This is a genomic window from Streptomyces sp. NPDC054872, from assembly GCF_053610705.1.
In genome coordinates, this window is record NZ_JBSGYY010000009.1 from 174821 (window position 1) to 188760 (window position 13940).

Sequence of the window (13940 nt, forward strand, 5' to 3'; positions counted from 1 at the left end):
TAGATCGGCCCCTCCCCCGCGGCTCAACCGGTCGGCCGTCGGGGCTCCATCCGGCGTATGCGGTCGCCGTCGGCGCCGCGGCTCCCGGCAGCGACACCGCAGGTCACCGCGTGCGCGGCGTCAGACCGTCCAGGACGGCTCCAGCTCCACGATGTCACCGGCCAGCGCCGCGACATCGGCCTCCGTCTGCGCCCGCAGCAAGAGGCGCTCCACGCGCTCCCTGCGGTACTTGCCGTGCTCGGCGGCCGAAAGCCACATGGAGAGCACCAGGAACTCGTGCCCGGGCGCCTCCCCGAAGAGCCCGCGCACCATCCCGGGTGATCCCGCCATCGCCGGATTCCAGACCTTCTCCTGCATGAGCGCGAAGTGCTCCACGCGCGCCTCGCGCACCCGGCAGTGCGCCACCCGCACCACGTCCGCGTCCGTGAAGCGCGGCTCGAAGCCCGTCTTCACGTCGAAACGGTGATCGAAGAGCTTGCTCTGGATGTCCTTGAAGGTGCCCGACTGCGTGGCGGCGAGCCGGTCATGGGAGCGCGCCATGAAGGAGTCGTAGAAGGCCCGGCTCTCCCAGAAGCCGAAGACGTGCGCCACGCCCGGCCGCTCCCGACTCCACCCCCCGCCCTGTCCCCGGAACCCCGGCTCCCCCAGAAGCCCCGCCCACTTCCGCTGACCCCGCTCGAACCCCCGTCGGTCCACCACGGTGCAGCGAATCCACTTGACCAGCACCGCGCCATCGTACGGCGCGGAGCGTGGCCCGGGTCACGCTCCGGCGTAGTGCGCCCGGATCAGCCCGGCGCGATCATCGGCGGTCAGTTCAATACCGAACTCACGGTCGAGAACATCCCCCAACTCCTCGGCGGATACGTCGCGTTCGTCCGATGTGCCGTCCGGTCGCGTCACCGTCAGGCGCTCACCGACCAGGGCGCGCCGCACCTTTGGAGAACCAGCCGTCTGCGTGCTCGGTCCGCAACACCCGTGCGCCGTTCGCCTCCTGGGCGATCCCGAACCGCCACTCTCCTTGTCGCACGTCTTGCCGTGCGTCGCCCTCGTCCCCCATGGGGATGCCTCAGCAGCATGGAATGTCCGCGTCAGCCCCAACAGCCTTATCGATCAGGAAACTTCAGTGATGTCAGTCATACGCCGTAGCGTGTCTGTCAGACATGCCGTCCGGACAGGTGTGGTGCGGAAGCGGCAGCCGGGACGACGAAGAGGGGGAGCTTTAGTGAGCAGTGTCAGCAAGGGGATCAAGAAGGTCGAGGTGGGGCTCAAATGGGACCCGAGCCCGGTCGGTGCGCCCGCACATGATCTCGACATCATCGCGGCGACCTACGCCGCGCACGCTCCGTACGACAGCCCGGTGTACCTGGTGCACTTCGACAGCCGCGCCCCCGACGGGACGATCACCCTCAACAGGGACAGCAAGACGGGCCAGGGTTTCGGCTTCGACGAGGTCATGACCCTGGAGCTCGACCGGCTCGCGGCTGCCTACGCGCGCGTGGTGGTCGGCGTCGCCATACAGCCAGGCGAGGCGCGGAAGGTGTTCGGCGACATCCCGAACACCGGGGTGCGCATCCGCGAAGGGCACACCGATCTCGCGCTGAGTGACCTCTCCGCTGTCTCCGCGTACACGGCGGCGACGATCGCCGAGTTCAACCGGGACGAGTCGGGCGCGTGGTCCTTCCGCGAGATGGTCCGCGGGTTCGACGCGGACCCGACGTCCTTCGCCGCGGTGATGGGCACCGAGATCTGAGCACGGCCCCCGGAGCGAGGAACGCCAAGGGCGGTGACGCCGATTTCTCGGCATCACCGCCCTGGACGATCAGGCTTCACTCCCGGCCGACAGCACCGGGAGCTCCCGGCCGGGTCAGCTGCAACCGCTGGTCGAGCCGCAGCCCTCGCAGATGTAGCAGGAGCCGGCCCGCTGCATCTTCGTGCCGCAGGAGAAGCACAGCGGCGCGTCGGCCTGAATGCCGAGCTGCATCTCGACGAGCTCGGCGCTGGTGTGCGCCTGCTGCGGAGCCTCGGTCTCGGCCTTCGGTTCGGCGACCGCCTTCAGGGCCTCGGGCTGACGCGGGGCGGACTGGGCCAGACCCTCGACGTCGACGTCCGACTCGTCCATCGACGGCTCGTACGAACCCGTCTCCAGGTGACGCTGACGCTCCTCGGCCGAGTGGATGCCGAGCGCGGAGCGGGTCTCGAAGGGCAGGAAGTCCAGCGCCAGGCGGCGGAAGATGTAGTCGACGATCGACTGCGCCATCCGCACGTCCGGGTCGTCCGTCATGCCGGCCGGCTCGAAGCGCATGTTCGTGAACTTCGAGACGTACGTCTCCAGCGGAACGCCGTACTGCAGGCCCACGGAGACGGCGATCGAGAAGGCGTCCATCATGCCCGCGAGGGTCGAGCCCTGCTTGGACATCTTCAGGAAGACCTCACCGAGACCGTCGTCCGGGTAGGAGTTGGCGGTCATGTAGCCCTCGGCGCCACCCACGGTGAAGGAGGTGGTGATCCCCGGGCGGCCCTTGGGAAGGCGCTTGCGGACGGGGCGGTACTCGACCACCTTCTCGACCGCGGCACGGATCGTGTCCTCGGCCTTCTCGGTGACCTCGGCCTTCTCCTGCTCCTTCTTCTTGGCGGAGAGGGGCTGGCCGACCTTGCAGTTGTCGCGGTAGATGGCGAGCGCCTTGACGCCCATCTTCCAGGCCTCGTAGTAGACCTCTTCGACGTCCTCGACGGTCGCCGTCTCCGGCAGGTTGACCGTCTTGGAGAGCGCTCCGGAGATCCACGGCTGGATGGCCGCCATCATCCGGACGTGGCCCATCGCGGAGATGGAACGCTCGCCCATCGCGCAGTCGAAGACCTCGTAGTGCTCGGGCTTCAGGCCGGGGGCGTCGATCACATTGCCGTGGTCGGCGATGTGGGCGACGACCGCCTCGATCTGCTCCTCCTGGTAACCCAGGCGACGCAGGGCCTGCGGCACGGTGCCGTTGACGATCTGCATCGAGCCGCCGCCGACGAGCTTCTTGAACTTCACCAGGGCGAGGTCGGGCTCCAGGCCCGTGGTGTCGCAGGACATCGCGAGACCGATGGTGCCGGTCGGCGCGATGACGGACGCCTGGGAGTTACGGAAACCGTTCTTCTCGCCGAGGCGGATCACGTCCTGCCAGGCCTCCGTGGCGGCGGCCCAGATCGGCGAGTCCAGGTCGTCCACGCGGACGGCCGAGGCGTTGGCGTCGGCGTGCTGCTTCATGACGCGCTTGTGCGGCGTGGCGTTCTTGGCGTAGCCGTCGTAGGGGCCGACGACCGCGGCGAGCTCGGCGGAGCGCTTGTACGACGTACCCGTCATCAGGGAGGTGATGGCGCCGGCCAGGGAGCGGCCGCCGTCGGAGTCGTAGGCGTGGCCGGTGGCCATCAGGAGGGCGCCGAGGTTGGCGTAGCCGATGCCGAGCTGGCGGAACGCGCGAGTGTTCTCACCGATCTTCTGCGTCGGGAAGTCCGCGAAGCAGATGGAGATGTCCATCGCGGTGATGACCAGCTCGACGACCTTGGAGAAGCGCTCGGAGTCGAAGGACTGGTTGCCCAGGCCGTCGTCCTTGAGGAACTTCATCAGGTTCAGCGAGGCGAGGTTGCAGGACGTGTTGTCCAGGTGCATGTACTCGCTGCACGGGTTCGAGCCGTTGATCCGGCCGGACTCCGGGCAGGTGTGCCAGGCGTTGATGGTGTCGTCGTACTGGATGCCGGGGTCGGCGCAGGCCCAGGCGGCCTCGGCCATCTTGCGGAAGAGCGACTTGGCGTCGACCTCCTCGATGACGTCGCCCGTCATGCGGGACGTGAGGCCGAACTTGCCGCCCTCCTCGACCGCCTTCATGAACGTGTCGTTCACGCGGACCGAGTTGTTGGCGTTCTGGTACTGGACGGACGTGATGTCGTCGCCGCCCAGGTCCATGTCGAAGCCCGCGTCACGAAGGGCGCGGATCTTCTCCTCTTCCTTCACCTTGGTCTCGATGAAGCCCTCGATGTCGGGGTGGTCGACGTCGAGGATGACCATCTTGGCCGCGCGGCGCGTGGCGCCACCCGACTTGATCGTTCCTGCGGACGCGTCGGCACCGCGCATGAAGGAGACCGGCCCCGAGGCGTTGCCGCCGGAGGAGAGCAGTTCCTTGGAGGAGCGGATGCGGGAGAGGTTCAGGCCGGCTCCGGAGCCGCCCTTGAAGATCATCCCCTCTTCCTTGTACCAGTCGAGGATCGAGTCCATGGAGTCGTCGACGGCCAGGATGAAGCAGGCGGAGACCTGCTGCGGCTGGGGCGTCCCGACGTTGAACCAGACCGGCGAGTTGAAGCTGAAGATCTGGTGCAGGAGGGCGTACGCCAGCTCGTGCTCGAAGATCTCGGCGTCGGCGGGCGAGGCGAAGTAGCTGTAGTCCTCGCCGGCCTTCCGGTACGTCTTCACGATGCGGTCGATCAGCTGCTTGAGGCCGGTCTCGCGCTGCGGGGTGCCAACGGCCCCGCGGAAGTACTTGCTGGTGACGATGTTGACCGCGTTCACCGACCAGAAGTCGGGGAACTCGACGCCACGCTGCTCGAAGTTGATCGAGCCGTCGCGCCAGTTGGTCATGACGACGTCTCGGCGCTCCCAGACCACCTCGTCGTACGGATGCACGCCGGGCGTCGTATGGATGCGCTCGATACGCAGACCCTTGCTGGCCTTGGATCCCTTGGCTCGGGAACCTCGTGCCGGGCCGCTCGTCGTCTCGGTCATGCCGCCTCCCTGTATCAGGCTAAAACGCCCTGAAGTGCCACGATGTTCCCGTGACACGGTGTTGTCCGGTGCCGCGAAAACCGCGAGGGCTTCCGCAACAGGTCTGTGTGTGCCGCCGTCGGCCGTTCAGCCGGTCAGTCGGCGGCAGTGGCGGGCACCGGGACTTCGACAGTCCCTCCGGGCCCGCATTCATTAGCGCCGGGCTCCCCGCCGGCGCCCCGCGGCTCTTCGTCGAGCCGCTTCTCCCGCTGGTCCCTCAGCTCCCCGACGGCAGCCTCGAAGTCGTCGAGCGAGTCGAACGCCCGGTACACGGACGCGAAGCGCAGGTAGGCCACGAGGTCAAGCTCCTGCAGCGGACCGAGTATGGCCAGACCGACGTCGTGCGTGGTCAGTTCGGCACTCCCGGTGGCCCGCACCGCCTCTTCGACCCGCTGGCCGAGCTGCGCGAGCGCGTCCTCGGTCACCGGCCGCCCCTGGCACGCCTTGCGTACGCCGTTGATCACCTTCGTACGGCTGAACGGTTCGGTCACGCCGCTGCGCTTGACCACCATCAGCGAACACGTCTCCACGGTCGTGAAACGACGGGAGCAGTCAGGGCACTGACGGCGCCTGCGGATCGACGTGCCGTCATCGGTGGTGCGACTGTCGACCACGCGACTGTCGGGGTGCCTGCAGAAGGGGCAGTGCATGGAACTCCCAACCCTCCTTCACGACACGACTCATAGGCCTCAGCAGGCCCGTGGGGCCCTCGAAGCAGCCCCAAGCATAGGCGATGCCCACGGCCTGAAAAGACCGGGGACCACAACTTCTGGGCCGTGGTTGCAATCCAACCACTAGATCTGGGGTTTGGCCGTAAATCCGGCCCCATCGCGTGTCGCGCACCCACGGTTCGCCGGGAAGGGCGCGGGCCCGCCTCGCGCAGCGCACGAGAAGGGGGCGGTGCGGGGTTGACCGGGTGCCGAGTGGCAGTATGGGAGCCCCACTGAGGGGGCGGCGGCCCTGGCGGTGAAGCGTACCGTAATGAACCGAAATGCCAGTCGGCTCGAACGTTAGCCATACACCCAGACGCATGATCAGAACAGGCGATCTGCGATTTTTCACTCGAACGTGTGTTTGGCGCAACCTTTCGAAAGCAACTACCGTTGGCTAACTAGGGAGAACATCTCGAGAGGGGCCTACCGACGTGACCACCACCGCAGACAGCGCCACCATCACTGCCCAGGACCGCCAGAGCCGACTCGAGCCGGTGCATGCCATGAATGACGCAGCCACGAACCAGGAGGGCCCCAAGCCCACCCGCTCCCTACCGGGCCGACCTCCTGGTATCCGCGCAGACAGCTCAGGGCTCACCGACCGGCAGCGCCGTGTCATCGAGGTCATCAGGGACTCGGTGCAGCGGCGGGGGTACCCGCCGTCCATGCGGGAGATCGGGCAGGCGGTAGGCCTCTCCAGCACCTCGTCGGTCGCGCACCAATTGATGGCCCTGGAGCGCAAGGGCTTCCTGCGCCGCGACCCGCACCGCCCCCGGGCGTACGAGGTGCGTGGCTCGGACCAGCCGAGCAGCCAGCCCACGGACACCGCAGGCAAGCCCGCCGCTTCGTACGTCCCGCTGGTGGGCCGTATCGCGGCCGGTGGCCCGATCCTCGCCGAGGAGTCGGTGGAGGATGTCTTCCCGCTCCCCCGGCAGCTCGTCGGTGACGGTGAGCTCTTCGTCCTCAAGGTCGTCGGTGACTCGATGATCGAGGCCGCCATCTGTGACGGGGACTGGGTGACGGTGCGCCGCCAGCCGGTCGCGGAGAACGGCGACATCGTCGCCGCCATGCTCGACGGTGAAGCCACGGTGAAGCGGTTCAAGCGCGAGGACGGTCACGTGTGGCTGTTGCCTCATAACTCCGCGTACCAGCCCATCCCCGGTGACGAGGCCACCATCCTCGGCAAGGTGGTGGCGGTGCTGCGGCGAGTGTGAGCCTCCGCCCCTGACCGGGCCCCGGAACCAACTGCGCCGGTTCCGGGGCCCTGCTGCGTCCGCGGCCGTTCCTCCAGTCCCGGGCGTCCGCGGCCCGCCCCTCCAGACCTGGGAGTCGGCCCGGGGCATCAGCCCCGGGCCGTTTCCTATGCCTCGGCGGCCTCGTCCTCGTCGTCCGTCTGCGGATTGACCGTGAGGTCAGGCTCGGGGTTCGGCTCGGGGTCCGCCTTGGCTGCCGCATCGATCGCGGCCAAGGAGCGGCGGGCCTGATTGCGGTCCGTCGTGTACCAGAAGTCGGGGAGCGAAGCCCTCAGATAGCTGCCGTAGCGCGCGGTCGCGAGCCGGGGGTCAAGGACGGCGACCACCCCACGGTCCGCGGAGGCCCGCACCAGCCGGCCCGCGCCCTGCGCCATCAGCAGCGCCGCGTGGGTCGCGGCGATGGCCATGAAGCCGTTGCCACCCCCGTCGTCCACCGCCTTCTGGCGAGCGCTCATCAGGGGGTCGTCGGGGCGCGGGAAGGGGATCTTGTCCATGACCACCAACTGGCAGCTGGCGCCCGGCACATCGACGCCCTGCCACAGGGAAAGCGTCCCGAACAGACAGGTCCGCGTGTCCGCCGCGAAGTTCTTGATCAGCTCGCCCAGCGTCTCCTCGCCCTGCAGCAGGATGGGCATGTCGAGACGGTCGCGGAGCTCTTCCGCGGCGTTCTGAGCGGCGCGCATGGAGGAGAACAGGCCGAGCGTACGGCCGCCTGCCGCCTCGATCAGTTCGGCCAGCTCGTCGATCATGTCGCTGCGCGTGCCTTCACGGCTCGGCCGGGCCAGGTGCTTGGCGACGTACAGGATTCCCTGCTTGCGGTAGTCGAACGGCGAACCGACGTCGAGGCCCTTCCAGGCCGGGGCGTCCTCGGACTCGATGCCCTCGGGGGCGAGCCCCAGGGAGGCTCCCACGCCGTTGAAGTCGCCGCCGAGCTTGAGGGTGGCGGACGTGAGGACGACCGAGCGATCGCTGAAGAGCTTCTCGCGGAGCAGGCCCGACACGGACATCGGAGCCACGCGCAGCGAGGCTCCGAAGCGGTCGTGCCGTTCGTACCAGACGACGTCCCACTCGGAGCCGTTCGTGATGCGCTCCGCGACGTCGTGGATCGTCTCGACGGAGGCGAGCGCCTGTTTGCGTACGGCGTCCTCGTCCTGGACCGATTTGTCGCGCGTCGAGCCGAGGGCCGAGATGACCGTACGGGCGGCGTCGCGCAGAGCCATCAGCGCGTATCCAAGGTCCTCCGGGACCTCCTCCAGACGGCCGGGGAGAGCGAGCTCCATCACGCGCTCGAAGCCCTCGGACGCGGTCTGGAGCTGATCTGCCGCCTTTTCGTTGACGAGCTTGGCGGCTCTGCGCACGGCTCGGTTGACCTGGCCCGGGGTGAGCTCACCGGTGGCGACGCCGGTCACCCGGGAGACCAGTTCGTGCGCCTCGTCCACGATCAGCACTTCGTGCTGAGGCAGGACGGGGGCGCCCTCGATGGCGTCGATCGCGAGGAGCGCGTGGTTGGTGACGACGACCTCGGAGAGCTTGGCCCGTTCCCGTGCCGCCTCGGCGAAGCATTCCGCTCCGTACGCACACTTCGACGCGCCCAGGCACTCCCTGGAGGAGACCGAGACCTGGGACCAGGCGCGGTCGGAGACGCCGGGAGTCAGGTCGTCCCGGTCGCCGGTCTCTGTCTCGTCCGCCCAGTCGCGCATCCGCAGCAGGTCCTGGCCGAGCTTGCTGGTGGGGGCAGCGGCCTCGAACTGGTCGAAGAGGCCCGGCCCCTCCTCCTCTTCCTGCGGCACGCCTTCGTGGAGGCGGTGCAGACACAGGTAGTTCGAGCGGCCCTTGAGCATGGCGAACTGGGGGCGGCGGCGCAGCAGCGGATGCAAGGCGTCCACCGTCCGCGGCAGATCACGCTCCACGAGCTGGCGCTGCAGCGCGAGGGTGGCGGTCGCGACCACCACGCGCTCACCGTGGGCGAGCGCGGGCACCAGGTAGCCGAGGGACTTGCCCGTGCCGGTGCCTGCCTGGATCAGCAGATGGGAACCGTCGTCGATCGCCTCGGCGACGGTCTCGGCCATCGTCACCTGGCCGGGGCGCTCGGTGCCGCCGACGGCGGTGACAGCGGCGTGCAGGAGCTCGGGAAGGGAGGGCTTTGTCATAGCGCGACCACCCTACGGGTCTCCACTGACAATCCTTCGATCAAGGCTGATGCAGAGGGTTCGGGACGCTCCCGTGCACGGCGGCGTGTGGTCGCTCGGGACGGTCCCGGTACCCGTCAAGGTGCAGTCGGTTGCGGTTGAGGCACAGGCGCTCGATGCGCGGCGTAAGCAGGTCGAACATCTCGTACCGCTCCTTGAGCTGGGGTGCTCGCGCCTGGTGGCGGAGGATCTCGGCGCGGACAAGGGACCAGAAGGTCGACTCCGGGGTGCCCAGCTGTTCGTCGAAGAGCGGGGCGAGGTAGCGGAAGACACCCACGAAGAGCCCTGCATGGATGAACTGCGTGAGGAAGTCGGGGCGTTCGGTGAGCAGTACCTCGCGGACGTCGTCCGGCATCGACGCGTGTTCGGGAACGGACTCGGCGCTGACATTTATGTCGTCGACGAAGTCCTTCACCGCGAGACGGACGGGGACGTCCTTGTCGTCGAAGACGACGATGGCGTTCTCCCCGTGAGGGGAGAACACGGTGCCGTACCGGTAGAGGAACTGCAGCAGCGGAGGCAGCAGAGCACCGAAGAGGTGCTGCAGCCAGGCCTCGGGGGCGAGCCCGGAGCGCTCGACCAGCTCGGCGACGAAGGCTTTGCCGTCCGGATCTGTGTGCAACAAGGAGGCGAGCGTGCGGGCGCGCTCGCCGGGGGCGAGATACCGGGTGACCGGTTCGCGCCAGATCGCGCCGAGCAGTTCCTTGTATTGGTAGGGGACCTCAGGAAGGCCGTCGTACAAGGGATGCTCGACGGTCACCGAAGCGACCTCGCCGAGCAGGATCACCCGGCATTCGTCGCGCAGGAAGGGGTCGGCGTCGCGCAGGGCGTGCATCCATGCGGTGACGGCGGGGGCGGCGAGCGTGCGCTCGGTCGGGAGCCCGCGCCACACCAGGGTGTTCAGGACCGACAGCGGCAGCTTGACGGTGTGCCGGTCGGGACGGGACAGATTCAGGAACGTACGGATGGACTGCTGGGGCAGTCGCAGATCACCGTCGGTGGGCAGCGGCACGATCGCGCCCTCGGCCACGGAGGGGGCGAAGAGGGGCAGCACGACGTCGTCCCACTGCCACGGATGCACCGGCAGGTACAGATAGGCGTGCGGATCGAGCCCACGTGCCGTGAGGACGTTCGCGAAGAACTCCCGTGTGGCAGGGGCCAGTTCGCGCGTGTAGAGCTTTTCCGCCGTGTCCAGCCCCGCGACGCCCCGGTAGGCGGCGAGGTCGGAACGGACCGCGATCCACGGGAGCTGCGCGCTGAGGCGGGCCTCGGGCGCCCACCGGGCGGCGTCACCGGCGGAGAAACCGATGCGGCCCTTGTTCAGGACGAGCCAGGGGTGTCCGGTCTGATGCCCTTCGAGTTCGGCGTAGCCGAGGTCGGCGAGCTGCGCCGCGGTGAGGGCGGTCTGATCGAGCCGGACGTCGGCGGTGAGTGTGACGGTGAGCTCGCGGATGAGGTGGCCGAGGGTGGCGCCGTCGATTCCCAGGGTGCGGCGGGCCCTGGTGAGGAAGCGGAGGGGGTCGCTGAAGGGGCGCGGCGCTCCGTCGCCCTCGGTCAGGGCGAGGCTGGCCGGGTCGACGTGCCAGCTGCCGTACGAGCCTCGGCGGGCGCGGAAGAGGAGGCGGGGCGCTGTCTGTCGCCGGGCTGCACCTGGCTCGCCTGCGGCGGAGGCGTCGTGGCCGGTGCCGTTCTCACCCTCTGCGCCGTCGTCACGGTCGAGCCGGAGGCTGTAGCTGTCCAGGACTCCCGGTGCGGCGGGGACGGGGTTTCGCGGGCCGTCGGGGACCGGCTCGATGATCTCCTCGTAGGCGAACTCACCGACCATCTTGGCGAGGAGGCGGCGCCCGGCCGTCGCCCACCTGTCCGCGGTCAGCTCGGGCGGGTCGTAGAGAGCGGACGGCTCTCGGGGTGTCGGAGGGACGGACGGATTCGGCACGGGGACTCCTCAGGGAGGGAACCGGATCAGGTCGAGCGGTGCACCGGCAGTGAGCGGGTCAGAGCACTGCGCGCAAGGCCCGGTCACGGACCATGAGCGCCGCCCGCTTGTCGGGGAGGTCTACTTCGGCGGCGTAGCGGAAACCGGCGCTCAGGAATGCGGACACGGAGGGGGTGTTGCGAAGGTCGGGTTCTGCGATGACACGTGCGCAGGAGGCGCGGTGGTCGAGCACGAGGTCGGCGACGGCTCTCAGCAGCGAGGTGCCGAGTCCTCGGCCACGGTCGGCGACGCCGCCGATGAGGAGGTGAAGACCGGTGTCGTGCGGACGGGCCGGATAGTGCCTGGCCAGGGCGTCGAGGTCCGCGCGGTAGACCTCCCAGTAGCTCATCGGTGTGCCGTCGAGGACGCCGAGACAGGGGACGCTGCGTCCGTCACCGTCGATCTGGCCGGTCAGATGCGTCTCCGTGACGGCTTCGGGGCCGGCCAGCTCCCAGAAGGCCGCCACGGCGGGGTCGTTCATCCACCGGCTGATCAGGGGGAGATCGCGTTCGACACGCACGGGGACCAGTTGGAAGACACCGGCCGAGGTGGTCGCGGGGCCCCAGTCGGCGATGTTGCCGAGCAGGTCGTCGGCTGACGAGGCGACCGTCGGAGCCTGGGCACGGGCCGCCGTGCGCACGTCGGCCCCGATGCGTCCGGCGTACGCGTTCGGCGCTTCGGCCGCGACGCTCGCGCCGCCCGCGCCGAACAGTGCGATGAGTTCGTCCGGGAGGCGCAGGTCCAAGGTGTCCTGGACGTCTGCCCTGTCGGCGGCACAGGACTCGGTGACGGGTTCGGCCACGGACTCGGTACCGGCGTCGGTGCTCGCATCGGGGGGAGGCGGAGGCACGGCGTCGCTCCTCTCAGGAAAGACGGGTCATGTTCCTCAGGAATGAAGGGGGTTGGCGATGGTGACGTAGACGGACTGGGTGTCGACGGGGCCCACGAGCTCGTCGAGACCGCGGAGACGGGTCAGCAGGTTGGCCTTGCACCGCAGGACGGGTGAATCGAGGAGCAGGGCAGGCAGCGGCGTACTCAGCGCGGCCGGGCCGGAGACGACGTCGGCGAGGAAACGGCGGAAAGCGGCGAGCAACAGGCGCTCGTCGGCGAGGCGTTGGGAGCCGAGGGCTCCGATGAGGCCCAAGACGTTGTTGATGCCGAGGTAGTAGGCGAAGCGCTCGTCCGCCACCTCGTCGGACACGAAGGTGTCGCTGTGCTCGCCGATGCCGGGGAGCCTGCGGTCGAGTTCGGCGCGTCGGGACTCGCGGTAGTAGTAGCCCTGGTTGTCGCGGTAGCGACCGCCCACGGGCCAGCCGTCGGAGTCGAGCAGCAGCAGGGTGTTCTGCTGGTGGGCCTCCAGGGCGACGCCCGCCTCGCTGTCCAGCCAGAGCACGGGGCGCACGACGTTCTGCAGATAGCGCAGGAACCACTCCGTGGCGACGGCTCCCCGGGGGCGGCCCGTCCGTCCGGCGAGGCGGGTAACGATCTCGCCGAGCCGGGAGCGCATCGGGGGACGGTCGTGGCCCGTGGAGTGCGGTGACGGCCTGGGCGAGACGAGCCCCGCGATGCAGGTGGCGTCGTCGCCGGGGCCGAAGGGGTTGTGCCGGATCATCAGGTCGAGCCCGGTCACGGGGGCGCCGTCGGGGCCGGTCACGGCGAGCCAGGCCGGGTCGCGGACCACGTCGAAGCCCGGGTGGACCGCCTGCCACTGCTCGGCGAGGCCGCTGCGCAGCAGTCGGTGGACCTCGACGCCCCGGTGGAGTTCCTTGCGGAGATTCTCACGACGGGAGTTGGTGATGCGCAGGCCGAGCGAGAGCTTCAGCATGGCCGGGGCGCCCGGGCGGTAGAGGGTGCGCACGGAGGAGGTCGGGTACCAGGGTGCGCCGTGCGGGCCGAGGTCCTGGAGGAGGCCGGCTTCCAGGAGGGCGGCGGTCGTGGGGCGGTGCCTGAGCTCACGCATCTGCCACGGGTGCAGGGGCAGAGCGGCGTGGCCTTCCGGCAGCGGCAGGTCCGGGCCGGCGAGGCGGGCGGTGAGCTGCTCGGCCGGGAGGGTGCGGCCACGCTCGGTCCAGGCCGAGTCCGCGGCGAGCACCGACGGGTCGACGGCGAGCCAGTGCAGGGCGAAGCCGCCGCGCAACTCCGGTGAGTAGAGCCGGGATTCGGTGTCGGAGAGTCCCTCGCGGCTCTTCGGGGTGGGGTGCAGGGGGTGGCCGAGCAGCAGGGACTGTTCGGCGGCGAGGAAGAGGTCGGGCTCGTCGCCGGGGTTGTTCCGGCGGTCGGCGATGAACGTGGCGGTGCGCCGCACGGAGTCGGCGACGCGGCCGACGAGATCCCCGCCCTCGACCCGCTCACCGTCGTCCCCGCCGCCACCGGCGAGGTCTGCGGGGCCGATGACCGCACCTGGGTCCGGGGCGCTGCTGGAGTCGGTGCGGCCGGAGTCAGTGTGGTCGGAGTCGGCACTGCCGGAGTCGGCGTGGCCGGGCTCGCCGTCCGGGGCAAGCGCTCCGCTGCCTTGGCCCGTTTCGCGGCCCAGCAGGGCGGCCACGGTGACGGCATCGGCCGGGGGTGCGCTCTGGGGGCCGTCTTCCAGGTAGGGGAGGCCGAAGCGGTGCCAGCCGGTGGCCGACCAGTAGTACACGGGGACGAGGAGCGCGGTGCCGCTGGCCTTGAGCGGGACACGCAGTACGCCGTGCTCGGGGGCGGGGAAGTCGTTCTCGCGTACCCAGCAGCGCAGGAGGTTCTCGATGGCCGCCACTTGCGCGGCGGTGTGCGGATCGGGGTGCTCCAGGAGATCGGCGGTCGCGCCTCGCAACTGCTCCGTCTGCAGGCCTCCCTGCTGCCTGGGGACCGTACCGGGCTCCGCCACCAGCGAGGATTGCTTGCCGCACGCGCCTGGCACGTGGGGGTGGGGTGGACCTTCGGATGCGGGGGTGGCGTTCAAGAGAGCTTCCTTGTGAAGTCGTTCGGGCTCCGGGGCGACGGGCTGGAGCTGTGCTGATGTCTCTTGGCCGTCCG

The 13940-nt window shown here is 69.4% G+C and carries 10 protein-coding genes; 2 read left to right on the top strand and 8 right to left on the bottom strand.

Annotated elements, in window-relative coordinates:
• Nucleotides 1-120 precede the first annotated feature (120 nt).
• Both ACWGIH_RS13805 and ACWGIH_RS13810 read right to left on the bottom strand, forming a co-directional pair.
• Nucleotides 121-726, bottom strand: a complete 606-nt coding sequence (locus ACWGIH_RS13805) for a YdbC family protein (protein WP_453443395.1) — start codon at nucleotides 724-726, stop codon at nucleotides 121-123.
• A gap of 33 nt (nucleotides 727-759) precedes the next feature.
• Complete coding sequence (locus tag ACWGIH_RS13810) at nucleotides 760-933, bottom strand: hypothetical protein (RefSeq protein WP_453443396.1); 174 nt, start codon at nucleotides 931-933, stop codon at nucleotides 760-762.
• A 289-nt stretch (nucleotides 934-1222) separates the two neighbouring features.
• On the opposite strand from ACWGIH_RS13810, the gene ACWGIH_RS13815 reads away from it, so the two are divergent.
• Nucleotides 1223-1750: a TerD family protein gene (locus ACWGIH_RS13815; protein ID WP_453443398.1), complete on the top strand. Its 528-nt coding sequence runs from the start codon at nucleotides 1223-1225 to the stop codon at nucleotides 1748-1750.
• A gap of 114 nt (nucleotides 1751-1864) precedes the next feature.
• On the opposite strand, the gene ACWGIH_RS13820 is transcribed toward ACWGIH_RS13815, so the two are convergent.
• Nucleotides 1865-4756: a vitamin B12-dependent ribonucleotide reductase gene (locus ACWGIH_RS13820; protein ID WP_453443400.1), complete on the bottom strand. Its 2892-nt coding sequence runs from the start codon at nucleotides 4754-4756 to the stop codon at nucleotides 1865-1867.
• A 134-nt stretch (nucleotides 4757-4890) separates the two neighbouring features.
• Nucleotides 4891-5445 carry a transcriptional regulator NrdR gene (nrdR, locus tag ACWGIH_RS13825; RefSeq protein WP_453443401.1) on the bottom strand — a complete coding sequence of 185 codons (555 nt, stop codon included), beginning with the start codon at nucleotides 5443-5445 and terminating at the stop codon, nucleotides 4891-4893.
• Between the two features lie 494 nt (nucleotides 5446-5939).
• Here nrdR and lexA point away from each other — a divergent pair, with 494 nt between their 5' ends.
• Nucleotides 5940-6722, top strand: a complete 783-nt coding sequence (gene lexA, locus ACWGIH_RS13830) for a transcriptional repressor LexA (RefSeq protein ID WP_363209982.1) — start codon at nucleotides 5940-5942, stop codon at nucleotides 6720-6722.
• A 146-nt stretch (nucleotides 6723-6868) separates the two neighbouring features.
• On the opposite strand, the gene ACWGIH_RS13835 is transcribed toward lexA, so the two are convergent.
• Genes ACWGIH_RS13835 through ACWGIH_RS13850 form a run of 4 tightly spaced genes read right to left on the bottom strand, consistent with a single transcriptional unit; the run spans nucleotide 6869 to nucleotide 13866 of the window.
• Nucleotides 6869-8911: an ATP-dependent DNA helicase gene (locus tag ACWGIH_RS13835; protein ID WP_453443402.1), complete on the bottom strand. Its 2043-nt coding sequence runs from the start codon at nucleotides 8909-8911 to the stop codon at nucleotides 6869-6871.
• A 40-nt stretch (nucleotides 8912-8951) separates the two neighbouring features.
• The gene (locus ACWGIH_RS13840; protein ID WP_453443404.1) at nucleotides 8952-10886 is read right to left on the bottom strand and encodes an IucA/IucC family protein; all 1935 of its coding nucleotides are present in this window, start codon (nucleotides 10884-10886) and stop codon (nucleotides 8952-8954) included.
• Between the two features lie 58 nt (nucleotides 10887-10944).
• Nucleotides 10945-11775, bottom strand: a complete 831-nt coding sequence (locus tag ACWGIH_RS13845) for a GNAT family N-acetyltransferase (RefSeq protein WP_453443406.1) — start codon at nucleotides 11773-11775, stop codon at nucleotides 10945-10947.
• A gap of 36 nt (nucleotides 11776-11811) precedes the next feature.
• Nucleotides 11812-13866 carry an IucA/IucC family protein gene (locus tag ACWGIH_RS13850; RefSeq protein WP_453443408.1) on the bottom strand — a complete coding sequence of 685 codons (2055 nt, stop codon included), beginning with the start codon at nucleotides 13864-13866 and terminating at the stop codon, nucleotides 11812-11814.
• Nucleotides 13867-13940: the final 74 nt, after the last annotated feature.